This window comes from Agromyces tropicus, from assembly GCF_039531345.1.
GTDB classification, from domain to species: Bacteria; Actinomycetota; Actinomycetes; order Actinomycetales; family Microbacteriaceae; genus Agromyces; species Agromyces tropicus.
Genome location: NZ_BAAAPW010000002.1, coordinates 812,126 through 836,202, shown reverse-complemented (window position 1 = coordinate 836,202; position 24,077 = coordinate 812,126). Strand labels below are relative to the sequence as shown.

Here is a 24,077-nt window from a genome sequence, read left to right as displayed (position 1 = left end):
GAACGTAACGGAGCGGTAACGCATATCGCGTACGCTCTCGTCGTGACCACACCGCCGTCGATCTCCGTCGAGTCGCCGCGGGCGGCCGGCATCGCACGGCTGCTCGAGCACGGCTCCGCCTTCTCGCGCGCCCTGTACCCGGCCGGCGCGGGCTGCGTGCAGCTCGATGCCGACGAGCTCGACCGGCCCGGCGTGAGCGTCTACGTCGCCCGGTCCGAGGACGGCACGGCGCTCGGCATGGTCGCGCTCATCGAGCAGGGCGACCTCGACGGCGCCCGCGCCGAGATCGCGCGCATGTACGTCGACGAGGCGGCCCGCGGGCTCGGCATCGCCGGCATGCTGCTGCACCGCGCCGAGACGGATGCCGCGGCGCGCGGCGTCCGCGAGCTCGTGCTGCAGACCGGCTCCCAGCACCTCGCCGCGCAGGCGCTGTACGCGAAGCACGGGTACCGCCGGGTGCCGGCCTTCGGCCGCTACGCGGGTGTGCCGGCGAGCGTGTGCATGGCGAAGTCGCTCGTGGGGTTCGGCGCGGAGCTGCTCGGCGACGACCGGCCGCTCGCCGTCGGCGAGTAGCGGCGAAGCTCCGGGCGGATCCGGCGGACGGATTCAGCCCGTCGTCGCGCACCCGTCGAGGACGCCGCGGATCGCGTCGCGCTCCGGCGCGGTCACCCAGAGTCCGTGCGCGGCCTTGACCGCGACCTGGCGGGCGACGTACTCGCAGCGGAAGCCGCGGTTCGACGGCAGCCAGGTGGCGGCGTCGCCGGCGCCCTTCTGCTGGTTCGCCGACCCGTCGACCGCGAGGAGGTTGAGCGGGTCGTTCGCGAACTCGACCCGCTCCTCCTCCGAGAGCTGCTGCGCCCCCGTGACCCACGCGTTCGCGAGGGGCACGACGTGGTCGATCTGCACGAGCTGCGACGTGCCCTGTCCGCGGATGAACTCGATCACCCGGCCGGTGTACGGGTCGTCGAGGAGGCCGGCGAGCACGCGGCAGCCGGCAGGGCGGTCGATGTCCTCGAGGTCGCGGGCGAGCACGTCGTTGCGGGTGTCGCAGCCGTTGTGGTCGACGTCGGTCCAGCCGTGGCCGAATTCGTCGCGCTCGTAGCCGGTCATCGGCGCCCGTCCCTTGACGGGCAGGCTCGCGAGCGTGGCCTCGGCCTCCTCGACCTCGGCGGCGGTGAGCCCGGAGCCGGTCGGCCCGGAGGGCGACGCCCCCTCGGACAGCTCGGACTCGATGGCCGACAGGACGTCGACGAGGTCGTCGGTGGTGCACGCGGACAGGGACAGCGTGAGCGCGACGCCGAGGGCGGCGCTGAGGAGGGTTCGGATCACGGGACCGTTCGGGGACGAGGGGCGGGGGCCCGGGCGGTCGCCGGGGCGGGTGCCGCGAGCGTATCCGGCTGGACCGGTTCCGGGCGGCCGCCGGAAACCGTTCGAGCCGGTGTCCCCGGATCGGCGATCCTGGGGTAGCATCGCCTCACCCCCGAGCCCGGAGCCCCTGCCCATGACCCGACTCTCCGGCGATCGCGGCGGCCGGCGTCGCCGGTCGGTGCGGATCGCCCTCGCCGTGAGCGCCGCCATCGCGGTGGCCGCCGTCGCGTCCGCGTTCCACCAGCCGCTGCGCGAACTGGACCCGGCGGCGCGCCAGGCATCGAGCGAGGTCGCGGGCAACGAGGTCATCGGCATCCGCACCTTCGAGCCGCCGAACGACCTGCGCGTCGACCCCGACCTCGAGTACGGCGTCGCCGACGACGGCACCGTCCTGACGCTCGACGTGTGCCGCCCGCCCGCGTCGGCGATCGGCGGGACCCACGCGGCGGTCGTCTCGATCCACGGCGGGAGCTGGGCGCGCGGCGACAAGGCGAACGCCGACTGGCGGAACGTGTGCCTGTGGCTGGCGAGCGAGGGCTTCGTCGCGGCATCCGTCAACTACCGCCTGGTGCCGGACGCGGTCTACCCGGCGCAGATCGACGACGTCGCGGCGGCGGTGGCGTGGTTGCGGGAGCCCGCGCAGCTCGACCGGTTCGGCCTCGACCCCGCGCGGATCGGCGTCTTCGGCGGCTCGGCGGGCGGTCATCTCGCGGCGCTGCTCGGCACGCTCGGCGAAGGCCCCCTCGACGTCGGCTCGCGGGTCGCCGCCGTCGCCGAGCTCTCCGGCCCCGTGGGCCTCGGCCTGCCCGAGCTCGATGCGGATGCCGCGTCCGACTGGCTGCGCGGCATCGTCGGCGACTTCCTCGACTGCGAGCCGGGCACGCCCGACGAGTCCTGTCCGCAGGCCATCGACGCGTCGCCCACGGCGTGGGTCGACCCGACGGACCCGCCCTTCTTCATCGGCCACGCCGACTCCGAGATCATCCCGCTCAGCCAGGCCGAACGGCTCGCGGCCACCCTCGGGGCGTCGGCCGTCGAGGCGGACCTCGCCATCGTGCCCGGCGAGGCCCACTCGATCGGCATCCTCGACGAGGGCCTCCGCGCAGAGGTCGCCGCGTTCCTGCACGCCCACCTCGACTGAGACCGCCCGGGTCGGCGCGACCGCCGCCGGGAGACCGCCGCCGGGAGACCGCCGCCGGGAAACCGCCGCCGCAACGCGCACGCAACGTCCTCGCAGCACGCATGCGCTTCCATGGAGGCATGGGCACCGAACCGATCACCGTGTCGATCCGCCGCGAGGTCGACCCCGGCCGCATCGCGGAGGCGACCGTCTGGGTGCAGACCGGCGTGAACCTCGCCAACCGCTACCCCGGCTTCCTCGGCTCGGGCTGGGTCCGCGCGGGGCAGGACTCCGACGTGTGGCACATGCTCTACCGCTTCGCGGACGAGGAGACCCTCGAGGCGTGGGAGCGGTCGCCGGAGCGCGCCTGGTGGCTCGAGATGGGCCGCGGCTTCGTCCGCACCGAGCGCGCGAAGCGCCGGACCGGCATCGAGGGATGGTTCGACGAACCGGCCACCGGCTCGGTGCCCGCGGTCGACGACGCCGCCGAGGAGCCCGCGCTGCCGCCGGCGCCGCCGCGCTGGAAGCAGGCCGTGAGCATCTGGCTCGGCTTCTTCCCCGTCAACCTCGTCTTCTCACTGCTCGTGGCGCTGCTTCCGTGGTGGGAGGGCGTGCCGCTGGCGCTGCGGGTGCTCGTGACCACCCTCGTGCTGACGCCGATCATGACGTACTGGGTGCTCCCCTGGGTGACCCGGATGCTGCGGAGCTGGCTGGTCCCGTCGCCCGCCGCCTGATCGTCAGCGCGCGCCGATCCTCCGCGAGAGCGTGGCGGCGGCGTCGCGGACTCCCTCGGTGGCGGCCGCCACGAGGTCGGCCGGTGCCCCGTCGGCGAACGTGACCGCGATCGCCGCGGCCGGCCAGCCGAGGTGGTCGAGCACGGGGGCGCCGACGGAGGCGAGGCCGCCGGTGACCTCGCCGTGCTCGCCCGCGACGCCGGCGAGTCGCGCCTCCGCGAGCACGGCCTTCAGCCGCGAGTAGGTCCAGGCCGCGGCATCCGTCGCCGAGGGACGCGCCGCGAACGCCGATCGGTCGGGGTAGAGGGCCCGCAGCTGCGCGGGAGGCAGCGCCTGCAGCATGGCGCGACCCGAGGCGGTGAGGTGCGCGGGCAGGCGCACGCCGACGTCCGAGACGAGCGACGGGCGGCGCGGCGCGCGCTCCTCGACGAGGTAGAGCACGTCGCGGCCGTGCAGGACGGCGAGGTGGCCGGACTCGCCCAGCCGGTCGACGAGCGCGGCAACGAGCGGTCGGCCGAGGCGGGTGAGCGGCTGCTGGCGGCTGAACCCGCTCGACAGCTCGAAGGCCGCGACGCCGAGCCCGTAGCGCCGCTCCTCCGGCAGGTGCACGACGAACCCGCGCTCCTGGAGCACCGCGAGCAGGTGGTACGTCGTCGATCGGGGCAGGTCGAGCGCGGTCGCGATCGACGCGGCGGGCACCGGCCCGCGCTGCGCCGCCAGGTGCGAGAGCATCCGCAGCACCTGGTCGGCGGCGGGCACCTTCGAGGCCTCGGCCACGCGTCACCTCCTCGTCCGGTATCCCGGACGGAAGCGTACTCCCCCGCGTTCCGGCGCGCGCCTCCGCGGTGTGGAATCGGAGGCATGAGCACCATCGCGCCCGCACCCGCCCGTACCGCGGCATCCGTCACCGTCGGCACCGGACCGCTCACGATCGACGACGTCGTCGCCGTGGCCCGGCACGACGCGCGCGTCGAACTCGACGACGCCGCGCTCGCCGAGGTGGCCGCGAGCCGCGCGATCGTCGAGGGCCTCGCCGCGGACCCCGAGCCGCACTACGGCATCTCGACGGGCTTCGGCGCACTCGCGACGACCTTCATCGCCGAGGACCGCCGCGCGCAGCTGCAGGCGAGCCTCGTGCGCTCCCACGCCGCCGGCTCCGGCGCCGAGGTCGAGCGCGAGGTCGTCCGCGCCCTCATGCTCCTGCGCCTCTCCACGCTCATGACCGGGCGCACGGGCGTGCGCCGCGAGACGGCCGAGACCTACGCGGCGATCCTCAACGCGGGCATCACCCCGGTCGTGCGCGAGTACGGCTCGCTCGGCTGCTCGGGCGACCTCGCACCGCTCGCGCACTGCGCGCTCGTCGCCATGGGCGAGGGCGAGGTCCGCGTCGACGGCGCCGACGGGCCGACGGATGCCGCGGCGGCGCTCGCCGCGGCCGGCATCACCCCGCTCCACCTCGGCGAGAAGGAGGGCCTCGCCCTCATCAACGGCACCGACGGCATGCTCGGCATGCTCGCGCTGGCCATCCACGACCTCCGGATGCTGCTGGCCACCGCCGACGTCGCCGCGGCGATGAGCGTCGAGGGCCTCATGGGCACCGACGCCGTGTTCGCGGCCGACCTGCACGCCCTCCGGCCGCAGCGCGGCCAGGCGGTCTCGGCGGGCAACCTCCGGAACCTGCTCGCGGGGTCGCCGATCGTCGCCAGCCACAAGGGCCCGGAGTGCACGCGCGTGCAGGACGCCTACTCGCTGCGCTGCGCCCCGCAGGTGCACGGCGCCGCGCGCGACACGATGGCCCATGCGACGGTCGTCGCCGAGGCCGAGCTCGCGAGCGCGGTCGACAACCCGGTGCTCACGCCGGACGGCCGGGTGGAGTCGAACGGCAACTTCCACGGCGCGCCCGTCGCGTACGTGCTCGACTTCCTCGCGATCGCCGTGGCGGACGTCGCGTCGATGAGCGAGCGGCGCACCGACCGGTTCCTCGACCAGGCCCGCAACCACGGGCTGCCGCCGTTCCTCGCCCACGAGGTCGGCGTGGACTCGGGCCTCATGATCGCCCAGTACACCGCGGCCGGCATCGTCTCGGAGCTCAAGCGCCTCGCCGTGCCCGCGTCGGCCGACTCGATCCCGTCGTCGGCCATGCAGGAGGACCACGTGTCGATGGGCTGGGCTGCTGCACGCAAGCTGCGACGCGCCCTCGACGGACTCGCCCGCGTCGTCGCGATCGAGGTCATGACGGCCGCCAGGGGCCTCGCGCTGCGCGCCCCGCTCGAGCCGGGCGCGGCCACCGGGGCGGTCGTCGAACTCGTCGCCGAGGCGGGTGCGGTGCCGGGCGAGGACCGCTTCCTCTCGCCCGAGATCGAGGCCGTCGTCGGGGCCGTGCAGTCGGGCGAGGTGCTGCGCCGGGCAGGCGGGGTCGTCCCGCTCGACTGACTCGCGCGCAGGTTGCGCCCCGAACGGGGGTTCGCCCGCGGCAAACCCGAGGTTGTGCGCGGACCCCGCGGACGGGCAGACTTGGGGAGAGTCGGCATCGTTGTCGGCCGCCTGGAAAGCCCTATGTTCCGAACCCGAGACGCAGACGATCGAGACCCGTTCCGAGCGAGACCCGCCCGGAGGTGCACGGTTGCGGTCGCCGCGCTCGCCGGAGGAATCCTCCTCGGCGCCTCATCTCTCGCGCCCGCGTACGCGGAAGAGGTCGACGCGACGACCGTGACGACGGATGCCGGCGACGGCTCGACCGCGGACGCGACGGCCACCACCGAGTCGACCGACACGACCGAGGCGGGCGATCCCACGCCCGAGCCGACCCCGACCGAGGACCCGGCGCCGACGCCCGACCCGACGCCGACCACGGACCCGGAGCCGACGCCGGATCCCGAGCCGACGCCCGACCCGACGCCCACGCCCGACCCGACGCCCGAGCCCACCCCGGATCCGACGCCCGACCCGACCCCGACACCCACCCCGACCCCGACCCCGACGCCGACGCCCACTCCGACTCCGACTCCCACTCCCACTCCGACGCCGACTCCCACTCCGACGCCGACTCCGACGGCCACGCCGGTGCCGCCCACGTCCGGCGGGGTGACCGCGCCGTTCGTGCTCGTCGGGGACGGCCCCGTCGCGCAGATGGTCCGGACCACGACCGTCGTCGGAACGGCCGACTCGCGTACCGCGGCACTCTCCGGGCTCCAGGTCAAGCTCGACCGGGCGATGGCCGACCTGCGGAGCGCGCGGTCCAAGCTCGCGTCGGCCCGCAGCACGCAGGCCGATGCCCGCGCCGTCGCCGAGCGCCTCGACCAGGAGGCCGAGTCGGCCCGACGCGTCGCCGAGACGGCCGCGAGCGTCTACCTCGACGCGGTCGAGGGCGACGGCGCCGCGATGCGGTCGATGGCGGCCGCGTGGGGCTCCGGCAAGGACCTGCTCGCGGGGCTCGCCGGCATGGACCGGGTGCAGCAGCTCGCCGGCGACGCGGACCGGCTCCGCGACATCGCCGATCGTCGCGACGCCGACGCCACCACGGCCGAGGATCGTGCCGCCGCCGCGTGGGAGGCCGTCGACGCCATCCCGATCGCCGAGTACGAGAACGACGTGGTCAAGGCCGAGGGCGCCGTCGCCGCCGCGCGTGCCGCGATCAACGGCGCGCAGACTCGCCTGGCGGCCGAGACGGTCACCACCTTCGAGAACGTCCCGTCCGATTCCGGGCAGCTGAGCGAGCAGGGCTGGGCATCGCCCGTCTTCGGCTCGATCACCGACGGCTTCGGCCCGCGACCCGACAAGCCGCTCCCCGGCGTGAACCAGTTCCACCGCGGCACCGACCTCGCGGCCCAGTGCGGCACGGGCGTCTTCGCCGCGACCGACGGCGTCGTCGTCCAGGCCGGCCGCAACGGCACCTACGGCAACTGGATCCTCATCGACCACGGCGACGGGGTCGCGACCGGCTACGCGCACCTGCGCGACGGCGGCATCCTCGTCGACGTGGGCCAGGTCGTGGCGGGCGGCGAGCTCATCGGCGCCGTGGGCAGCACCGGCGCCTCGACCGGATGCCACCTCCACTACGAGGTGCGCCTCGACGGTTCGGCGACCGACGCGGTGCCGTTCATGGCCGCCCGCGGCGTGCAGCTCGGCTGACGCGGGTCGACACCGCGCCCGGTCGGCGACCGACGCGACGCCACGGTCGGCATGTCCGGGATCCCGGACGCCAGGCCCGCGGCATCCGTTGTCGACCGGCGAGCGAGGGTGTGTGATCGGAACATGACCACCGCAGCACCCACCGAGGCCGACGCCGTCGCCGGCCCCCGCACCGTCCGCGCCGCCCGCGGCTCCGAGCTCTCGGCGAAGAGCTGGCAGACCGAGGCCCCGCTCCGCATGCTCATGAACAACCTCGACCCCGAGGTGGCCGAGCGTCCCGAGGACCTCATCGTCTACGGCGGCACCGGCAAGGCCGCCCGCAACTGGGAGGCGTTCGACGCGATCACGCGCACCCTCCGCGAGCTCGAGCCCGACGAGACGCTGCTCGTGCAGTCCGGCAAGCCCGTCGGCGTCTTCCGCACCCACGAATGGGCGCCCCGCGTGCTCATCGCGAACTCCAACCTCGTCGGCGACTGGGCGACGTGGCCCGAGTTCCGCCGGCTCGAGCAGCTCGGCCTCACGATGTACGGCCAGATGACCGCCGGGTCGTGGATCTACATCGGCACGCAGGGCATCCTGCAGGGCACCTACGAGACCTTCGGCGCCGTCGCCCGCTCGCTCGCCGAGAAGCGCGGCGCGACCGAGGACGAGGTCGCGACGGCGTCGCTCGCCGGCACGCTCACCCTGACCGCCGGCTGCGGCGGCATGGGCGGCGCGCAGCCGCTCGCCGTGACGCTGAACGGCGGCGCCGTGCTCATCGTCGACGTCGACGAGACGCGCCTGACCCGCCGCGTCGAGCACGGCTACCTCGACGAGGTCGCGCCGTCGCTCGAGGTCGCGGTCGAGCGCGTGCTCGCCGCGAAGGCCGAGGGGCGCGCGCTCAGCGTCGGCGTCGTCGGCAACGCGGCATCCGTCTTCCCGGAGCTGCTCGAGCGCCGCGTGCCGATCGACATCGTCACCGACCAGACGAGCGCCCACGACCCGCTCTCGTACCTGCCCGTGGGCGTCACGATCGGCGAGTGGCACGCGCTCGCGGCCTCCGACCCGGAGGAGTTCACGCGGCTGTCCCGCGAGTCGATGGCCCGCCACGTCGAGGCCATGGTCGGCTTCCAGGCGATCGGCGCCGAGGTCTTCGACTACGGCAACTCGATCCGCCGCGAGGCCGAGCTCGGCGGGTACGCGCACGCGTTCGACTTCCCCGGCTTCGTGCCCGCCTACATCCGGCCGCTGTTCGCCGAGGGCAAGGGACCGTTCCGCTGGGCGGCGCTCTCGGGCGATCCGGCCGACATCGCGGCGACCGACCGCGCCATCCTCGAGCTGTTCCCCGAGGACGCCCACCTGCGCCGCTGGATCGAGCAGGCCGGCGAGAAGGTGCACTTCGAGGGGCTGCCCGCCCGCATCTGCTGGCTCGGCTACCAGGAGCGCCACCTCGCCGGACTGAAGTTCAACGAGATGGTCGCGTCGGGCGAGCTCTCGGCGCCGATCGTCATCGGCCGCGACCACCTCGACTCGGGGTCGGTGGCGTCGCCGTACCGCGAGACCGAGGCCATGGCCGACGGCTCCGACGCGATCGCCGACTGGCCCCTGCTGAACGCGCTGCTCAACACCGCCTCCGGTGCGACGTGGGTCTCGATCCACCACGGCGGCGGCGTCGGCATCGGCCGCTCCATCCACGCCGGCCAGGTCGTGGTCGCCGACGGCACCGACCTCGCGGCCGAGAAGATCGCGCGCGTGCTGGTCAACGACCCCGGCACCGGCGTCATGCGGCACGTCGACGCGGGCTACGACCGCGCCGTCGAGGTGGCTCGCGAACGCGGCCTCCACGTGCCCATGATGGACGCATGACCGACGGCGGTGCAGTGCAGCGGATGCTGCTGACGAACATCGGCGAGCTCGTCACCAACGACCCCGCGGACGGACGCGACGGCGGAGCGCTCGGCATCGTCCGCGACGCGGCCGTCCTCATCGAGGACGGCCGCGTCGCGTGGGTCGGTCCGGCCGTGCATGCGCCCGGCGCGGCGACGGACGCGACGGCGATCGGGTCTGCGACGGATGCCGCCTCCGTGCGCCGCGAGCGCGAGGACCGGCTCGACGGCGAGGAGCACCGGGCCGCCTGGGACGCCGGCGTCGAGGTGATCGACCTCGACGGCCGCGCCGTGATCCCGGGCTTCGTCGACAGCCACACCCACCTCGTGTTCGGCGGCGACCGCGCCGCGGAGTTCGCCGCCCGCATGGCCGGCCGCCGATACGAGGCGGGTGGCATCCGCTCGACGGTCGCGGCGACCCGCGCCGCGACGGACGACGAGCTGCGTGCCCGGCTCGCGGGCTTCGTCGACGAGCTGCATCGCCAGGGGACGACGACGTTCGAGGTCAAGACCGGGTACGGGCTCGGCGTGGTCGACGAGGCGAGGCTGGCGCGCCTCGCTCGCGAGGTCACCGACGAGGTCACCTTCCTCGGCGCCCACGTCGTCCCGGCCGAGTACGCCGACGGCGACCGCGAGCCCGGCACGGGCGCCGACGCGTACGTCGACCTCGTGGTCGGCGAGATGCTCGACGCGTGCACGCCGTACGCCCGATGGGTCGACGCGTTCTGCGAGCGCGGCGCGTTCACCGCCGAGCAGTCCCGGCGCGTGCTCGAGGCGGGTCGCGCCGCCGGGCTCGGCGTGCGCGTGCACGGCAACCAGCTCGGCGAGGGCCCGGGCGTCGCGCTCGCGGTCGAGCTCGGCGCGGCATCCGTCGACCACTGCACGTACCTCTCCGACGACGACGTCTCCGCGCTCGCAGCGTCGGACACGGTCGCGACGCTGCTGCCGGGCGTCGAGTTCTCGACCCGCCAGCCCTACCCCGACGCCCGCCGGCTGATCGACGCCGGCGCGACCGTCGCGCTCGCGAGCGACTGCAACCCGGGATCGAGCTTCACGAGCTCGATGCCGTTCTGCATCGCGGTCGCGGTGCGCGACATGGGGATGACGCCCGCCGAAGCCGTGTGGGCCGCGACCGCAGGCGGCGCCGCAGCGCTGCGACGGACGGACGTCGGCGCGCTCCGCCCCGGCATGCGCGCCGACCTGGCCGTGCTCGACGCGCCGAGCTCGATCCACCTCGCCTACCGGCCCGGCGTGCCGATCGTCGCCGAGACGTGGAAGGACGGCGTGCGGGTGGCCTGACCGGTCGTACGCGCGCGTCGTCGGCTCCGGCCGCGCGCCCGTGCGGAGGCGCGGTCGGTCAGTCGTCGTCGCCGCGCCGGAGCCGCCGTCGCGCGGCGAGCAGCGTCGCCTCCGGTCGAGCTGCGACCAGCCGCTCGGCCCGGTCGAGCACCTCGGTCGCCCGATCGGGAGCGGATGCCGCGACGGCGACGCCGAGCTCGGCGCGACGGTGCAGGTCGTGGGCGCCGGTCTCGGCGACGGATGCCTCGGTGGCACGCCGCAGTTCGGCGAGGATCGGCCGGATGACGGCGCGCTTCTCCTTGAGCGAGTGCACGTCGCCGAGCAGCAGGTCGAACTCGATCCACCCGATCCACATGCCGCCAGCCTCGCACGCGGTCGGGCCGGGCGGCGAGCGTCAGCTGCGACCGGCTCCGGCCTCCGCGCTCGAGCGGACGGCGGCCTCGACCTGCCAGCGCGCGGGCAGGGGCGCCGAGCCGCGGTCGGTGGGGTAAACCCGGCAGGCGAGCACGCCGGCGCCGGCAGCCGGGGCGACATCCGTGCCGTCGACGAGGATCGTCGGCGATCCGGCGAAGCCGGTCGCCGCGGCCTGCTCCTCCGTCTCGATCAGCACGAACTCGACCGCGACGTCCGGTCGGCCGAGCGCGTCGAGGACGGACCGCGCGAGCGCCCCGGCGTCGCGCCAGTTCGCGCAGTCGTCGATGTGCAGCACCTCGACGCGCATGTCCCCATTGTCACCCCGCGGCGTCGCACCCGCGCCGGGACCTCCGACGGTGACATCCGTCTCGCAGGGGAGGACGATGGAGGCGAGGACACCTCCCGGAGGTGGGGATCATGGACATCGCCATCGACCGCGCGGCCGGAACCGAGCAGGTCCGCATCTGGGCGGGCCTGCAGGGGTTCGTCAGCCTCGCGGCGCTCGTCGCGCTCATCCTGTTCTTCGTGCTCGCGACGCCCTTCTCGACCCCGCAGTCGAGGTGGTCGTGGCTCGGCCCGGTCAACGACTGGCTCGCCGTCATCGGCGCGCTGCCGTGGATCGTCGCGATGGTGCTGCTCGCCCGCTACGTCGTCGCCGGACCCTGGCTGTGGGCGCTCACCGTGGTCGCCTGCCTCGGCGCCGCGGCGATCGCGATCGTGACCCTCCTCATGCTCGCCGGGCTCGCCGACCTGCAGGCCCAGTCGGTGGTCGCCGTCGTGGCGACCGTCGTCGCCTTCGCGTGGTCCGCGGTCGCGGCCGGCGTCGCACGCGACGCCGGCGTGCTGCCGGGCTGGCTCGCCGTGCTCGCGATCGCACTGCTCGCGGCGCTCGTGGCGTGCGCGATCGCGGGCGGCATCGGATTCCTCGCGGCCGACGGCTCGGCGGTGCGCACCGTGCTCTTCGGCGTCGCCGTCGTGCTCGGCGGGCTCGCCTGGATCGCGTTCCCGGTGTGGTGGCTCGCGGTCGCGTCGACCGTGACGTGACGTCGGTCGCCCACGGCGGGGGCGACCCCCTCTGGCCTCGGGCCCTCGAGTCTGGAAGACTCGCCCCGGGGAAGGCGCAGCGATGAGGCTGCGCGGCGACAGGGGGGTTGCCATGTTCCGGAAGGTGTTCGCGTCGATCGCCGCGGTGAGTGCGGCGACGCTGGTCGTGGCGGGTGCGGCCTCCGCCGACGTCCCGACATTCGAATCGACCGCGACGGTGCGGGAGATGGTCGTCACGGCGAACCCGCTCGCGACGGATGCCGGCGAGCGGGTGCTCCGGTCCGGGGGCACCGCGGTCGATGCGATGATCGCCGCGCAGGCGGTGCTCGGCCTCGTCGAGCCCCAGTCCAGCGGCATCGGCGGAGGCGCGTTCGTCGTCTACCACGATGCCGCCACCGGAACGACCACCACGTTCGACGCCCGCGAGACGGCACCGTCGGCGGCGACCGAGGATCGCTTCCTCGGCCTCGGATTCTTCACCGCCTGGCAGAGCGGGCTCTCGGTGGGCGTGCCCGGCGTGCCGCGGCTGCTCGACGTCCTGCACGACCGCTACGGGGCGCGGCCCTGGCAGACGCTGTTCACGCGGGCGAAGACGCTCGCCCAGGACGGATTCGCGCTCACCGAGCGGACGTCCTCCCAGGCCGCGGGCCTGCTCGCCCTGAACCCGTCGTGCTCCGACCGCGTGTTCTTCCGCGACCCGACCGCCCTGGCCTATTTCGCCGACCCGGCGACCTGCGTGGCCAAGCCGGCCGGCACGATCGTCACCAACCGCGACTACGCCGACGTGATGAAGGCCCTCGCCAAGGACGGCGCCGACGCCGTCTACACCGGGCCGATCGCCGAGGAGATCGCCCACGCGGTCCAGTCCGATCCGGCCATCCCGGGCGACATGACGACGGCCGATCTCGCCGCCTACGACGTCGTCGAACGCGCCCCGGTGTGCCTGGACTACCGGGGCCACGACGTGTGCGGCATGGGCCCGCCCTCATCCGGCGGTCTCGCGGTCGGACAGATCCTCGGCATCCTCGAGGGCTTCGACCTGGCCGGCGCGGGCGCCGGCGATCCGCTCGACGACGAGGTCGTCCACCTGTTCACGCAGGCCGGCCGACTCGCCTTCGCCGACCGCAACCTCTACGTCGGCGACCCCGACTTCGTGACCGTCCCCGCGGAGGGAATGCTCGACGAGGCCTACCTCGCGTCCCGCGCCGCACTCATCTCGGACACCGACATGGGCACCGCGGGCCCCGGCACCCCGCCGGGCGAGTTCGACCCGACGGCGCCCGACGCGACCGCCAAGACGAGCGGCACCAGCCACATCTCGATCGTCGACCGCTGGGGCAACGCCCTCTCGATGACGACGAGCGTCGAGAGCTCCTTCGGCAACGGCGTCATGGTGCACGGCTTCCTGCTCAACAACCAGCTCACGGACTTCTCGTTCACCCCGGTCGGGAGCGACGGCACCCCCGTCGCCAACCGCGTCCAGCCCGAGAAGCGTCCTCGCAGCTCGATGTCGCCCACGATCGTGTTCGATTCGACCGGCGCCGTCGAATTGGTGACCGGATCGCCCGGCGGTTCACGGATCATCGGCTACACCGCGCAGTCGATCGTCAATCACATCGACTTCGGTCTCGACCCGCAGTACTCGATCGCCGTCCCCCACTACCAGAACCGCAACGGGTCGACCGAGATCGAGGTGCCGGTGCCGGGCGTGACCCTGGACTACGACGCCGCCGCGCTCGCCGCGCAACTCGTGGCCTGTGGCCACGCCGTGTCCATCACCTCGTTGGAGAGCGGGCTGTCGATCATCGAGATCGCACCCGGCGCCCTCCTCGGCGGCGCCGACCTCCGACGCGACGGGACGGTGGGGGGCCGCTGACGCTCCCTCGGAGCGCCCGGCTCGAGGCAGCGTGCCGGGACCGCGCGGGTCGTCGTCGGCGTCAGGCCGTCAGCTCCTTCTCGTAGCAGCGCACGTCCGGGTCGTCCTTCCAGTAGCCGTAGCAGGGGATGGGCGAGTACCCCGAGCGGCGGTACAGCGCCATCGCCTCGGGCTGGGCCAAGCCGGTCTCCAGCCGCAGGACCCGCGCGCCGCGCGCCGCGGCGATCCGTTCGGCCCGCTCGAGCAGCAACCGGCTGAGCCCGCGGCCGCGGGCGGCCGGAGCGACGTACATCCGCTTGATCTCCGCGAAATCCGGGGTGAACGACACCAGCACGCACCCCACCGGACGGTCGTCGGCCACGACCAGCACGGCCGGACTGTCGGGCGACGCGCCCGGTCCGGGATCGGTCTCGTCGTACCGGGCCATCACCTCGGCCTCCTGCTCCGCGACGAGTTCGACCACGCGCGGATCGGTCGCCACGGTCTCGTCGAGCACGACTCCGGATTCCATCTCGGAATCGTATCGGGCCGCGTTCAGGAGCGCCGCGTCCATGAGACACGCGATGCGCCGTCGGGCGGCGGAGTGGGTAGTCTCTCCGCTATGCGGTGCAGGTGAGCCCCGATCCCCGGTCCCTCATTCCCACGCCGTCACGGCGTCGACGAAAGGCTCACTCGTGCGTTCGCAGTTTCCTCTGGAGGGGCGGACCGCGCTGGTCACCGGTGTCTCCCGGCGTCGAGGCATCGGCTACGCGGTCGCGGCGAAGCTCGCGTCGCTCGGCGCGAACCTCGTGGTGCATCACCACCGCCCGCACGACCTGGACCAGCCGTGGGGCGGTGACGACCTCGATGCGGTGCGCGACGGGATCCGACAGCACCTCATCGACGGCTCGCACCTCGCGGACCATGCCGCAGACCTCGCCGATGCGAGCACCATCCCCACGCTCATCGGCCGGGCCGCCGCGCTGACCGGAACCCTCGACATCCTCGTCTGCAACCACGCTCGGAGCGGCGACGACGGCGGCATCCTGGACATGACGGCCGAGCGGCTGAGCGGGCACTGGGACGTCAACGCGCGGGCGAGCCTGCTCCTCACCGCCGAGTTCGCGCGGCTGACGGCGCCGCGCGACGAGACTCCGGGCAGGATGCCGGGCGAACGGATCACCGGTGACGGACCCTATTCGGAGCCACGCGGTCGGGTCCTCTGGATGACCTCGGGCCAGGTGCTCGGACCGATGCGCGGGGAGATCGCGTACGCCGCGAGCAAGGCCGCCCTGGCAGGGGTGACGCGGTCGGTCGCCGCGGAGCTGATCGAGCTCGGCATCATCCTGAACACGATCAATCCCGGGCCCGTGAACACCGGCTACATGGACCCCGAGACCACCGATCGGCCGTTGGACGAACTCCAGGCGCATCTGGCCACGACCCCGTTCGGCAGGTACGGATCGCCCCGGGACACCGCGGAGTTGATCGGCTGGCTCTGCACCGCCGAGGGCGCATGGATCGTCGGACAGGTGCTCACCAGCGACGGCGGGTTCAGCCTCGGCTGATGCGGCTCAACGACCCGGTTCCGCGCCGCGCGACTCGGAGAGCGCGTAGACGGTCACCGGATCTCGCTTCCCCTTGATCCGCACATCGGTGAGCACCCGGGCGCGCAGGTCCCGGGTTCCCTCGAGCCCCCGGTAGGTCTCGGCGCTCACCAGGATGGGCGCGCCGGCATCCTTGGTCCGGTCCTCCAGCCGGGCGGCGAGGTTGACCGCATCCCCCATCACCGTGTACTCGATCCGCTCGGCGCCGCCGATGTTGCCGGCGATGACCGGCCCGCTCGCGATGCCGATGCCGGCCTCGAGCCGTGGGAGACCGTCCTCGCTCTCCCGCTCGTTGAAGGAGGCGAGCGCCCGTCGCATCCCGATCGCCGTCCTCACCGCTCGGTCCGCGTGATCGGACATGGGGTTCAGCGGCGTGCCGAAGACCGCCAGCACCGAGTCGCCGCCGAAGCGGGTGACGACGCCGCCGTGGTCGACCACGACCGACACCATGGCCGTCATGTACCGGTTGATCACCTCGACCAGTCGTGCGGGCGGCAGCTGCTCGCTGAGCGTGGTGAAGTCGCGGATGTCCGAGAAGATCACCGAGCAGTCGACCAGCCTGCCCCCGAGACCAGCGCCGGTCTCCACGGCGGCCTGGGCCACCTCGGCGCTGACGTAGAGGCCGAACAGCTCCCGCAGTCGCTCGCCCTGACGCAACCCGTCCGTCATGACGTTGAATCGCTCACTCAGGTACCCGAGCTCGTCGTTGGTGGTCACCGCGGTCTTCGCGTCGAGCTCGTCGTGCTCCACACGGCCCATCGCCGCCTGCAACGCCTGGATCGGCCCGACGATGGCCCGCGCGACGAGGGCTGCCGTGATCACGCCGGCGACCAGGCCGACCCCGAGGATGAACAGCTGGACGAGGAGGAGGTTGTCGAGGATCGCCTGCGGGTTCTCGGCGTCGAGCACGGCGCGCATGCGCGCCTGCGTGAGCACCACGAGCAGGGTCGGCGTGAGCGCGCCGATGAGCGTGAAGGCCAACAGGAGGCGCCTCCGCACGAGGAGTCGGAAGGCGGGGACGGAGCTCAGGTTGCCGTCGGGGAAGAACGTGGGGATCTGCTGCCGCCAGATCAGGTCGGTGCCGAAGTAGACGATGGTCGTCCCGACGGCGCCGCCGACGGCGATGCCGACGAAGTTGCCCGGATCGCCGTACGCGATCGAGAGGAACACGGCCACGACGAGGCTTCCCGCGGCGACGAGCGACGCGCCGACGAGGGGCCAGACCAGGACCAGGCGGGCGACGTTCGGCGGCATCTCCGATGCGGGGGTGCCGGCCTCGATCAGGCCGAGCCACGTCCGGATCGGTCGTCCGAGCCAGATGACCATCGCGATCGCGCCGGCCAGGATCAGCACGCCGGCGACCGCGAACGTCAGCAGGCCCTCGGGCTCGAGCGACCCCACCGCCGATTCGTCGACGGGCATCGGATCGAGCAGCGAGAAGTAGAGGAAGACGATGAGGGCGCCGAAGACGGTCGCGCCGGTGGTGAGCGCCGCGACGCGCCGGGAGATCTCTCGTGACGACGGATGCGACGTACTCACGGTGCAGGTCCCCCTCGCGACTCGGGGTCAGCGTAGTACCGGGCCGGGCCGCGGTCGTGCGCGACGGGCCATCCGCCGCCCGTCGTCGTGCGGGACGTGCGCCCGCATGGACTCGTCAGCCCGCTCGCTGCACGTAGCCGCGGACCGCCTCCTCGAGGTCGTGCTCGTCGCGGATTGGCCGAGACCTGGGGTAGCTGGTCGTGATGAAGTGCTGGGCGTACGGGAAGCAGGCGACCTCGAACGGCTCGTCCTCCCGGAACCCGGCGCCGAACGTGTTGCGCTCCACCCGGACCGCGTCGTGCGGGACTCGCAGCGCCCGGGTCATCTCGCCCGGGTCGAAGACGAGTCCGAACGGCTCCGACCCGGGGTGCATGAGCCGGCCGCCGTAGTCGACGGAGAGGTTGCCGTCGACCCAGAGCCGCCGGTCGAGGGCTCGCACGGTCGCCTGCGGCAGTGCGGCGGTGACCGACAGGTGGTTGGCGCGCTCCCTGCTGCGGACGTCGATGATCACCTCTCCGGCGTGGGAGGTGGTCGCGACGGCATGGCTCGTGGTCGCACCCGAGAAGCCCTGTCCGGGGTCGTAGTTGATCGTGTTCGACTCGTAGTCGCAGATGACCCAGGTCAGCATCCCGGTCCGAACGTGCTCGGCGATGAGGTAGAGCTCGACGCGGACGCCGCAGAAGGTCGACGCGCGCACCGTGAAGGCGCCGAGGATCGCACACGGTCGCGGCGCCTCGTCGGCGAACATCGAGGTCGGGGCCAGGCGGTAGTCCGGTGGGAGCAACCTGGTCGCGGTCGCCTCGTCGCGGATCCCGTATGCGAGGAACGTGCAGTACGGGTCGACGACGAAGCCGATGTCCGACTCGCCTCCCGCGTGCGCCACGATCCATCGCTGCAGCGGTCGAGGCATCCGCGAGAGCATCTCGGCGCGCCCGTAGAGGCTCGCGACGGTCTTCGGGGAGATCGTCCCCTCGGCGTGCCTGACGAAGCTCCGCAACTCCTGCGGCTCGATCTGCGATCCCATGGCGCCAGCGTAGGAGCGGCGGACACCGGTCGACATCGAACCATCGATCGGTCCTTGTCGAACGTGCGGGCCGTCGGCAGACTGGCTGGACCGACGCGAGGAGGTCGCCATGGACGACGCGGTCGGCGCGACTCCGCACGTGGTCAGGCCCCTGACCCCCGAGACGTTCCCCGCGTGGCTCGCACTCGCCGAGAAGCACAACGGGGTCTGGGGCGGCTGCTACTGCTCCTACTTCCACGGCGATACGGAGCGCACCGCGAAGGACGACGTCGACCGGCCGACGTTCAAGCGGCGCCTGGTGGCCGAGGGGGTCGCGCACGCCGCGCTCGTGTTCGACGGCGACGCCGCGATCGCGTGGTGCGAGTACGGCAGCCCGGCCGAGCTGCCGAACATCTACCACCGAAGGCAGTACGAGGCGGGCGAGACCGCCCCGGCACCGTGGCGCATCACCTGCTTCTTCGTCGACCGCGATCATCGGAGGTCGGGAGTGGCGCGGGAGGCGCTCGACGGAGCGCTCGGGCTGATCGCGCAGGCCGGCGGAGGCGAGGTGGTCTCGTTCCCGAATGAACTCGCCCCGGGGAAGCGGACGTCGTCATCGTTCCTGCACAACGGCACGAGGGCGATGTTCGAGCGGGCCGGATTCACGTTCGAACGCCGCCTCGGCAAGAACAAGACGGTGATGCGGAAGACCGTCCCGCCCGCTGCCTGAACGCCACGGTTGCTCCGGTCGACGACCCCCGGGCTCTCCGGTTCCGTGTCCTCGACGAACGAAGAAATGAGTGCTATGTTCAGAATGTTCTGAACATGAGGAGCGAAACGCGATGGATCATGAGGAGGCGCGCGCCTACGCCGAAGACGTCGGCGTCGTGCTCGCCCAGATGGGCACGACGCCCGCGTTCGGCACGCTGCTCGGCTGGCTGCTCATCTGCGATCCGCCGCGACAGACGAGCACGGAGCTGAGCGAGGCGACCGGGCTGTCCAAGGCGTCGGTCTCGACGGGGATGCGGGTCCTGCAGCAGTCCGGCCTCGTCCGTCGCGTCCCGACCGCCGGCCGAGGGCACGCGTACGAGATCGAAGCGGATGCGTTCGCGTTGGCCGTCGACCCGACCGCGAAGATGCGCGCCTTCCTCGACGTGGTGCAGCGCGGCCTCGACCTGGTCGGCGACGAGCGCGCACCCCGGGCCCGGCGCCTCGCCCGCACCCGCGACTTCTACGTGTTCATGATGGCGCGCCTGCCCGAGCTCATGGACGAGTTCCGCGCGGCCCAGGACGCCCGCGACGCGCGGGACGCCCTCGACGCCCAGGGCGCCCGGCAACCCGAAGACCCCCGAGAAGCCCGACCCGCCCTGGAAGGACGCACCTGATGTCGAGGATCCTCGTGGTCACGGTCGGATCGCGCGGCGACGTGCAGCCGTACCTCGCGCTCGCGAAGGGGCTGCAGGATGCGGGGCACGACGTCGCCCTGGCGACGTGCGAACGGTTCGCGCCCTTCGCCGCCGAGCACGACGTGCCGTTCGCACCGCTCAGCGACGAGATCCTGATGCTGCTCGATTCCGATGCCGGCAGATCCGCGCTGGACGACGCGTCGGGCTTCTTCGGAACGGTCAAGGCCAACCTCCGCCTGGCACGGGCCGCCGGTCCCATCAACGAACGCCTCATGCACGACGTGTGGGAGGCGGCCCGAGCGTTCGAGCCCGACCTCGTGGTGTACCACCCGAAGGCGATCGCCGCACCGCACGTCGCCGAGCGGCTCGGCGCGACACCGGTCCTCGGACTCGTGGTGCCCGTCTCGGTGCCGACCGGCGACTTCCCGATGGTCGGCCTCCCCGCGCTCCGTCTCGGCCGCTGGTACAACCGGCTCACCTACCGTCTCGTCGGGCTCGGGTACGCCTCGTACGACCGCATGGTCGACCGCTTCCGGCGCGCGACCCTCGGCCTCGGCGAGCGGAAGCATGCGGCCCTCACGACGACGCTCCCGGACGGACGGCCGATCGAGGTGGTGCACGGCATCAGCGAGCACCTCCTGCCCCGACCGGCCGACTGGCCCGAGCACGTGCACGAGACCGGGTACTGGTTCCTCGACGTCGCCGACGCGTGGTCTCCCCCCGAGGAGCTCGTCGCCTTCCTCGACGGGGGCGACCCGCCGGTCTACGTCGGCTTCGGCAGCATGGCCGGCCGCGACCCGAAGCGCATCACGAGGGCCGTCGTCGGGGCCCTCGAGGCGGCGGGCGTGCGGGGGATCATCGCGACCGGCTGGGGCGGCATGGACGCCGAGGACTTCCCGGACTCGATCCTGCGCATCGACGAGGCACCGCACGACTGGATCTTCCCCCGGGTCGCGGCGGTGGTGCACCACGGCGGTGCGGGGACGACCGCGGCCGGCCTGCGCGCCGGGCGCCCGACCGTGGTGTGCCCGTTCATCGTCGACCAGTTCTTCTGGGGTCGCCTCGTCGCCGAGGCCGGCGCGGGGAGTGCGCCCATCCACCAGCGGAAGCTCACCGCCGAGCGACTCGCTGCCGCGATCCGCGAGGTCGTCGAGGACGCGGGCATCCGATCCACCGCCGAGGACATCGGGCGCCGCATCCGCGAGGAGGACGGGGTCGCGGCCGCGGTCGCGTGCATCGACCGCGTCCTCGCGAGGACGTGACGCGCGGTCCGAGGCGGCCGGCCGCTACCGCCGGACCTCGATCGAGCTGACGCCGCCGAGGTCGATCCACGCGCGCTCGCCCGTGTCGACCAGCACCGCGAGCACGTTGTCGCAGTGCGGGCAGCGGACGACCGAGCCCGCACCGCTGACGTACACCATGGTGCGCGCGAACTCCTGCACCGTGCCGCAGCCCTTGCAGCGGCCCGACGCCGTCGTGATGTCGAACGAGAAGAAGTCGGCGAGCGGTCCGGCGATCGCGTTGCCGTCGACGTGGCCGGTCATCAGGTGCCTCCGAAGCGCTCGGTGCGGATGTCGCGGGGATCGTGCCCGAGTTCGATGAGCCAGTCGGCGACGCGCTCGACGAAGCCGGTCGACCCGCAGACGTACACGATCGGGCGCTCGCCCGCCGGGATCGCGAACCCCTCCAGCGCCTCGCGCGTGATCCGGCCGGCGGGCACCGGCCAGCCCTCGGGCGTGCGCCGCGAGTACACGTGGTCGATGGCGAGCGGGGCGGATGCCGCGGCGAGCGCGGCCAGCTCGTCGCCGAAGTAGACGTCGTCCGGCGTCCGCACGGCGTACAGGAGCCGGAACGGCGTCGGGTCGTCGGCGTCGGCATGGGCCTGGGCGATGGCGTAGAGCGGCACGATCCCGGACCCGCCGGCGATGAGCTGCACCGGCCGCGGGCTGCCGCCCTCGGCCACGGGCCGCCACACGAAGAAGGCCCCGAGCGGCCCGTGGACCTCGAGCATGTCGCCGGCCTGCAGCACGTCGACGAGGAACGGCGAGACCTCGCCGTCGGGCACGCGGTCGACCGCGAGCACGACCCGGGTGCTCCCGCCCGATGAGGCGATCGAGTAGGAGCGGCTCGCGGTGTAGCCGTCCTCGGCGGTGAGTCGGATGTCGAGGTGCTGGCCGGCGGCGTTGCCGGGCCAGCCGTCGACGTCGAGTTCGATCCGCGCGGCGCTCGGCGTCTCGGAGCGCGTGGCGGCGACGGTCGCGGCGTGCCATCCGGCCCTCGGCACCCTCGAGACCGGCGGACCGATGGTGCGGGCCTCCGTCGTGGCCGCGTCGCTCACCAGTACCGCTCCTCCTTCCACGGATCGCCGTGGAGGTGGTAGCCGTTCTGCTCCCAGAAGCCGGGCTCGTCGTCCTCCATCATCTCGAGGCCGCGCACCCACTTCGCGCTCTTCCAGAAGTACAGGTGCGGCACGAGCAGCCGGGCCGGGCCGCCGTGCTCGGGGTCGAGCGGTTCGCCGTCGAACTCGAACGCCACCCACGCCTTGCCGTCGAGCAGGTCCTCGAGCGGCACGTTCGTCGTGTAGCCGCCGTAGCTGTGCGCCATCGTGTACCCGTAGTCGGTGTCGACGCCCTCGAACAGCGTGTCGAGCGAGACCCCGCGCCATCCGGTGCCGAGCTTCGACCAGTGCGTGACGCAGTGGATGTCGGTCGTGACGTCCTCGATCGGCAGCGCCATGAACTGCTCCCAGTCCCATGCGTGCACGGCGCCCGACTCGGTCCGGATCGTGAACTCCCACTCCGCGGTGTCGACCTCGGGCGTCGGACCCGCCGACAGCACCGGGAAGTCGCCGACGAGCGTCTGCCCCGGCGGGAGTCGATCGTCGCGCTCGCGCGAACGTCCCGAGAAGCCCCTGGTGATGAACGACATGGCGCCCCCTCCCCGTCGGTCTCACGATAGTGACGGCGAGGCCGGATGTCACCGGTCGATCCGCATCGTCATCTTCACGAAACGTCCGACGGGCCCGGGCGGGCGGCGTGCTGCGTAGGGTGGGGTCATGGCTGCCATCGCGCTCGGCATCCCGGCGGTCCGCCGGGCTGATGCCGCTGCGCCGTCGATGGCCGGCCGTCCGGACGTCGCGGGGCTCGTCGACCGGTTCGGGCGGGTCGCGCACGACCTTCGGATCTCGATCACGTCGGCCTGCTCGCTCCGGTGCACGTACTGCATGCCGGCCGAGGGGCTGCCCGTCATCCCGCGCGACGAGCTGCTGTCGGCCGACGAGATCGGCCGCCTCGTCGGGATCGCGGTGCGCGACCTCGGCGTGCGCGAGGTGCGCTTCACCGGCGGGGAGCCGCTGACCCGCGGCGACCTCGTCGACATCGTGCGCCGGAGCGCCGAGGCGGCGCCCGGCACGCCGCTCGCACTCACGACCAACGGCATCGGCCTCGACAAGCGCGCCGAGGCGCTGCGCGACGCCGGCCTCGGCCGCGTCAACGTGTCGCTCGACACCCTCGACCGGGAGCACTTCGCGCGGCTCACCCGTCGTGACCGGCTGCCCGCGGTGCTCGCCGGGATCGCCGGCGCGCACCGGGCGGGCCTCGGCCCGATCAAGGTGAACGCCGTGCTCATGCGACAGACGCTGCACGACGCCCCGGCGCTGCTGGCCTGGGCGATCGAGCACGGGTGCCGCCTGCGCTTCATCGAGCAGATGCCGCTCGACGCCGACGAGACCTGGCGCCGCGAGCACATGGTCGACGCCGACGAGCTGCTGGCGGAACTCCGGAGCGGTTTCGTGCTCGAGCCCGTCGGGCGCGAGGATCCGGCGGCACCGGCAGAGGAGTGGCTCGTCGACGGCGGACCGGCCACGGTCGGCATCATCGCGTCGGTGACGCGCCCATTCTGCGGGGCGTGCGACCGGACCAGGCTCACGGCCGAGGGCGCCGTGCGGTCGTGCCTGTTCGGCGACGACGAGACCGACCTGCGGGGGCTGCTCCGCTCCGGGGCGGGCGACGACGAGATCGCCGATCGCTGGCGCGCCGCGATGTGGGGCAAGAAGGCCGGCCACGGCATCGACGACGTCGACTTCGTGCGGCCGATCCGGACGATGGGAGGCATCGGTGGCTGAGACGACGACCACCGGGACGACCGTGCTCGTGCGCTACTTCGCCGCGGCGGCCGAGGCCGCCGGTGCGGAGGAGGAGCGGCTGGACCTCGTCGACGGCGCCGCGACGGTCGGCGCGCTCCGCGATCTCCTCGTGGATCGGTACGGGCCGGCGATGGCGCGCGTGGTGGCGAACGGCTCCTTCCTCGTCGACGGCGTCGTGCGTCGCGACCCGGAGACGCCCCTCGGCGCCCAGGTCGACGTGCTGCCGCCCTTCGCGGGCGGCTGACCGCGGCGCCCGGGCGCGAGCCCGAGCGCCGCGACGGCCCGCGCGCTCAGAAGACGTGCGAGAACCGCGCCGACGTGCGTGCCTCGTCGCGCAGGCGGGCCGCCTCGGACTGCAGCTCGCTGAGCTCGGCCCCCGACGGCGCGACGGCGCGACGGCGGTCGCGGCGCGCGGCGATCGCGACGGCGAGCCGGCGCATGACGTGCGCGGCGCCGGTGTGGAAGGCCGGCGTGGTGCTGATCGCGGTGTTCATGAGGTTCCCCCTCGGATCGGTTCCCGCCCCCGCGGGAAGCTGATCCCAGTCCAC

At 73.3% G+C, this 24,077-nt stretch carries 26 protein-coding genes; 15 read left to right on the top strand and 11 right to left on the bottom strand.

Going from position 1 to position 24,077, the window contains the following annotated elements; genetic code table 11:
• The first annotated feature begins 42 nt into the window (after positions 1-42).
• On the top strand, positions 43-573 hold the full coding sequence (locus ABD230_RS09740; RefSeq protein WP_344372454.1) for a GNAT family N-acetyltransferase: 531 nt from the start codon (positions 43-45) through the stop codon (positions 571-573).
• Positions 574-606: 33 nt separating this feature from the next.
• Here the strand turns inward: ABD230_RS09740 and ABD230_RS09735 are convergent, their stop codons facing one another.
• Positions 607-1,329, bottom strand: coding sequence for an HNH endonuclease family protein (locus tag ABD230_RS09735; RefSeq protein WP_344372451.1), 723 nt, complete (start codon positions 1,327-1,329; stop codon positions 607-609).
• Positions 1,330-1,501: 172 nt separating this feature from the next.
• Between ABD230_RS09735 and ABD230_RS09730 the strand changes: the two genes are divergently transcribed.
• Entirely contained in the window at positions 1,502-2,509 is a 1,008-nt protein-coding gene (locus ABD230_RS09730) for an alpha/beta hydrolase fold domain-containing protein (RefSeq protein ID WP_344372448.1), read from the top strand.
• Between the two features lie 119 nt (positions 2,510-2,628).
• Positions 2,629-3,222 carry an antibiotic biosynthesis monooxygenase gene (locus ABD230_RS09725; protein WP_344372444.1) on the top strand — a complete coding sequence of 198 codons (594 nt, stop codon included), beginning with the start codon at positions 2,629-2,631 and terminating at the stop codon, positions 3,220-3,222.
• 3 nt (positions 3,223-3,225) lie between these two features.
• On the opposite strand, the gene ABD230_RS09720 is transcribed toward ABD230_RS09725, so the two are convergent.
• Entirely contained in the window at positions 3,226-3,954 is a 729-nt protein-coding gene (locus ABD230_RS09720; protein ID WP_344373288.1) for an IclR family transcriptional regulator, read from the bottom strand.
• A gap of 129 nt (positions 3,955-4,083) precedes the next feature.
• On the opposite strand from ABD230_RS09720, the gene hutH reads away from it, so the two are divergent.
• The 4 genes from hutH (at position 4,084) to hutI (ending at position 10,517) form a co-directional block, all read left to right on the top strand.
• Entirely contained in the window at positions 4,084-5,655 is a 1,572-nt protein-coding gene (gene hutH, locus ABD230_RS09715) for a histidine ammonia-lyase (RefSeq protein WP_344372440.1), read from the top strand.
• A gap of 276 nt (positions 5,656-5,931) precedes the next feature.
• Entirely contained in the window at positions 5,932-7,353 is a 1,422-nt protein-coding gene (locus ABD230_RS09710; protein ID WP_344372437.1) for a M23 family metallopeptidase, read from the top strand.
• Positions 7,354-7,476: 123 nt separating this feature from the next.
• On the top strand, positions 7,477-9,198 hold the full coding sequence (hutU, locus tag ABD230_RS09705; protein ID WP_344372434.1) for a urocanate hydratase: 1,722 nt from the start codon (positions 7,477-7,479) through the stop codon (positions 9,196-9,198).
• A complete protein-coding gene (gene hutI, locus ABD230_RS09700; protein ID WP_344372429.1) occupies positions 9,195-10,517 on the top strand; it encodes an imidazolonepropionase in 1,323 nt (440 codons plus the stop codon). The genes hutU and hutI overlap by 4 nt, the downstream gene beginning before the upstream one ends.
• A 58-nt stretch (positions 10,518-10,575) precedes the next feature.
• Here the strand turns inward: hutI and ABD230_RS09695 are convergent, their stop codons facing one another.
• Both ABD230_RS09695 and ABD230_RS09690 read right to left on the bottom strand, forming a co-directional pair.
• Positions 10,576-10,872, bottom strand: coding sequence for a DUF503 domain-containing protein (locus ABD230_RS09695; protein WP_344372425.1), 297 nt, complete (start codon positions 10,870-10,872; stop codon positions 10,576-10,578).
• 39 nt (positions 10,873-10,911) lie between these two features.
• Positions 10,912-11,238, bottom strand: coding sequence for a hypothetical protein (locus ABD230_RS09690; RefSeq protein ID WP_344372422.1), 327 nt, complete (start codon positions 11,236-11,238; stop codon positions 10,912-10,914).
• A gap of 110 nt (positions 11,239-11,348) precedes the next feature.
• Between ABD230_RS09690 and ABD230_RS09685 the strand changes: the two genes are divergently transcribed.
• Both ABD230_RS09685 and ggt read left to right on the top strand, forming a co-directional pair.
• A complete protein-coding gene (locus tag ABD230_RS09685; RefSeq protein ID WP_344372419.1) occupies positions 11,349-11,975 on the top strand; it encodes a hypothetical protein in 627 nt (208 codons plus the stop codon).
• 112 nt (positions 11,976-12,087) lie between these two features.
• Positions 12,088-13,851, top strand: a complete 1,764-nt coding sequence (ggt, locus tag ABD230_RS09680) for a gamma-glutamyltransferase (RefSeq protein WP_344372416.1) — start codon at positions 12,088-12,090, stop codon at positions 13,849-13,851.
• Between the two features lie 61 nt (positions 13,852-13,912).
• Here ggt and ABD230_RS09675 read toward each other — a convergent pair whose 3' ends face one another.
• Positions 13,913-14,362: a GNAT family N-acetyltransferase gene (locus ABD230_RS09675; RefSeq protein WP_344372412.1), complete on the bottom strand. Its 450-nt coding sequence runs from the start codon at positions 14,360-14,362 to the stop codon at positions 13,913-13,915.
• Between the two features lie 163 nt (positions 14,363-14,525).
• On the opposite strand from ABD230_RS09675, the gene ABD230_RS09670 reads away from it, so the two are divergent.
• Positions 14,526-15,398 (top strand): SDR family oxidoreductase, encoded by an 873-nt coding sequence (locus tag ABD230_RS09670; protein WP_344372409.1) that lies wholly within the window; start codon positions 14,526-14,528, stop codon positions 15,396-15,398.
• 6 nt (positions 15,399-15,404) lie between these two features.
• Here ABD230_RS09670 and ABD230_RS09665 read toward each other — a convergent pair whose 3' ends face one another.
• Both ABD230_RS09665 and ABD230_RS09660 read right to left on the bottom strand, forming a co-directional pair.
• Entirely contained in the window at positions 15,405-16,976 is a 1,572-nt protein-coding gene (locus ABD230_RS09665; RefSeq protein ID WP_344372406.1) for an adenylate/guanylate cyclase domain-containing protein, read from the bottom strand.
• A gap of 115 nt (positions 16,977-17,091) precedes the next feature.
• Complete coding sequence (locus tag ABD230_RS09660; RefSeq protein ID WP_344372403.1) at positions 17,092-18,000, bottom strand: hypothetical protein; 909 nt, start codon at positions 17,998-18,000, stop codon at positions 17,092-17,094.
• Between the two features lie 109 nt (positions 18,001-18,109).
• On the opposite strand from ABD230_RS09660, the gene ABD230_RS09655 reads away from it, so the two are divergent.
• The 3 genes from ABD230_RS09655 to ABD230_RS09645 all read left to right on the top strand — a co-directional run bounded on the left by ABD230_RS09655 (position 18,110) and on the right by ABD230_RS09645 (position 20,647).
• Positions 18,110-18,709 (top strand): N-acetyltransferase, encoded by a 600-nt coding sequence (locus tag ABD230_RS09655; RefSeq protein WP_344372400.1) that lies wholly within the window; start codon positions 18,110-18,112, stop codon positions 18,707-18,709.
• A gap of 112 nt (positions 18,710-18,821) precedes the next feature.
• On the top strand, positions 18,822-19,364 hold the full coding sequence (locus tag ABD230_RS09650) for a GbsR/MarR family transcriptional regulator (protein ID WP_344372397.1): 543 nt from the start codon (positions 18,822-18,824) through the stop codon (positions 19,362-19,364).
• On the top strand, positions 19,364-20,647 hold the full coding sequence (locus ABD230_RS09645; RefSeq protein ID WP_344372394.1) for a glycosyltransferase: 1,284 nt from the start codon (positions 19,364-19,366) through the stop codon (positions 20,645-20,647). The genes ABD230_RS09650 and ABD230_RS09645 overlap by 1 nt, the downstream gene beginning before the upstream one ends.
• Positions 20,648-20,671: 24 nt before the next feature.
• Here ABD230_RS09645 and ABD230_RS09640 read toward each other — a convergent pair whose 3' ends face one another.
• The 3 genes from ABD230_RS09640 to ABD230_RS09630 are packed head-to-tail and all read right to left on the bottom strand — an operon-like array spanning position 20,672 to position 22,313.
• On the bottom strand, positions 20,672-20,929 hold the full coding sequence (locus ABD230_RS09640) for a DUF6510 family protein (RefSeq protein ID WP_344372391.1): 258 nt from the start codon (positions 20,927-20,929) through the stop codon (positions 20,672-20,674).
• A complete protein-coding gene (locus tag ABD230_RS09635; RefSeq protein WP_344372389.1) occupies positions 20,929-21,723 on the bottom strand; it encodes an FAD-binding oxidoreductase in 795 nt (264 codons plus the stop codon). Before ABD230_RS09635 ends, ABD230_RS09640 begins: the two co-directional genes overlap by 1 nt.
• A complete protein-coding gene (locus ABD230_RS09630) occupies positions 21,720-22,313 on the bottom strand; it encodes a sulfite oxidase-like oxidoreductase (RefSeq protein WP_344372386.1) in 594 nt (197 codons plus the stop codon). The genes ABD230_RS09635 and ABD230_RS09630 overlap by 4 nt, the downstream gene beginning before the upstream one ends.
• 127 nt (positions 22,314-22,440) lie before the next feature.
• On the opposite strand from ABD230_RS09630, the gene moaA reads away from it, so the two are divergent.
• Together moaA and ABD230_RS09620 are read left to right on the top strand one after the other, a co-directional pair.
• Positions 22,441-23,508 carry a GTP 3',8-cyclase MoaA gene (gene moaA / locus ABD230_RS09625; protein WP_344372384.1) on the top strand — a complete coding sequence of 356 codons (1,068 nt, stop codon included), beginning with the start codon at positions 22,441-22,443 and terminating at the stop codon, positions 23,506-23,508.
• A complete protein-coding gene (locus ABD230_RS09620) occupies positions 23,501-23,773 on the top strand; it encodes a MoaD/ThiS family protein (protein ID WP_344372381.1) in 273 nt (90 codons plus the stop codon). The genes moaA and ABD230_RS09620 overlap by 8 nt, the downstream gene beginning before the upstream one ends.
• A 46-nt stretch (positions 23,774-23,819) precedes the next feature.
• On the opposite strand, the gene ABD230_RS09615 is transcribed toward ABD230_RS09620, so the two are convergent.
• The gene (locus ABD230_RS09615; RefSeq protein WP_344372377.1) at positions 23,820-24,023 is read right to left on the bottom strand and encodes a hypothetical protein; all 204 of its coding nucleotides are present in this window, start codon (positions 24,021-24,023) and stop codon (positions 23,820-23,822) included.
• Between the last annotated feature and the right edge of the window lie 54 nt (positions 24,024-24,077).

Bases quoted from the DNA above. Each gene is read 5' to 3' on its own strand.
- ABD230_RS09730 (WP_344372448.1), top strand. From the start codon at position 1,502: ATGACCCGACTCTCCGGCGATCGCGGCGGCCGGCGTCGCCGGTCGGTG.
- ABD230_RS09725 (WP_344372444.1), top strand. From the start codon at position 2,629: ATGGGCACCGAACCGATCACCGTGTCGATCCGCCGCGAGGTCGACCCC.
- ABD230_RS09720 (WP_344373288.1), bottom strand. From the start codon at position 3,954: ATGCTCTCGCACCTGGCGGCGCAGCGCGGGCCGGTGCCCGCCGCGTCG.
- hutH (WP_344372440.1), top strand. From the start codon at position 4,084: ATGAGCACCATCGCGCCCGCACCCGCCCGTACCGCGGCATCCGTCACC.
- hutU (WP_344372434.1), top strand. From the start codon at position 7,477: ATGACCACCGCAGCACCCACCGAGGCCGACGCCGTCGCCGGCCCCCGC.
- hutI (WP_344372429.1), top strand. From the start codon at position 9,195: ATGACCGACGGCGGTGCAGTGCAGCGGATGCTGCTGACGAACATCGGC.
- ABD230_RS09695 (WP_344372425.1), bottom strand. From the start codon at position 10,872: ATGTGGATCGGGTGGATCGAGTTCGACCTGCTGCTCGGCGACGTGCAC.
- ABD230_RS09690 (WP_344372422.1), bottom strand. From the start codon at position 11,238: ATGCGCGTCGAGGTGCTGCACATCGACGACTGCGCGAACTGGCGCGAC.
- ABD230_RS09685 (WP_344372419.1), top strand. From the start codon at position 11,349: ATGGACATCGCCATCGACCGCGCGGCCGGAACCGAGCAGGTCCGCATC.
- ggt (WP_344372416.1), top strand. From the start codon at position 12,088: ATGTTCCGGAAGGTGTTCGCGTCGATCGCCGCGGTGAGTGCGGCGACG.
- ABD230_RS09675 (WP_344372412.1), bottom strand. From the start codon at position 14,362: ATGGAATCCGGAGTCGTGCTCGACGAGACCGTGGCGACCGATCCGCGC.
- ABD230_RS09660 (WP_344372403.1), bottom strand. From the start codon at position 18,000: ATGGGATCGCAGATCGAGCCGCAGGAGTTGCGGAGCTTCGTCAGGCAC.
- ABD230_RS09655 (WP_344372400.1), top strand. From the start codon at position 18,110: ATGGACGACGCGGTCGGCGCGACTCCGCACGTGGTCAGGCCCCTGACC.
- ABD230_RS09650 (WP_344372397.1), top strand. From the start codon at position 18,822: ATGGATCATGAGGAGGCGCGCGCCTACGCCGAAGACGTCGGCGTCGTG.
- ABD230_RS09645 (WP_344372394.1), top strand. From the start codon at position 19,364: ATGTCGAGGATCCTCGTGGTCACGGTCGGATCGCGCGGCGACGTGCAG.
- ABD230_RS09640 (WP_344372391.1), bottom strand. From the start codon at position 20,929: ATGACCGGCCACGTCGACGGCAACGCGATCGCCGGACCGCTCGCCGAC.
- ABD230_RS09630 (WP_344372386.1), bottom strand. From the start codon at position 22,313: ATGTCGTTCATCACCAGGGGCTTCTCGGGACGTTCGCGCGAGCGCGAC.
- moaA (WP_344372384.1), top strand. From the start codon at position 22,441: ATGGCTGCCATCGCGCTCGGCATCCCGGCGGTCCGCCGGGCTGATGCC.
- ABD230_RS09615 (WP_344372377.1), bottom strand. From the start codon at position 24,023: ATGAACACCGCGATCAGCACCACGCCGGCCTTCCACACCGGCGCCGCG.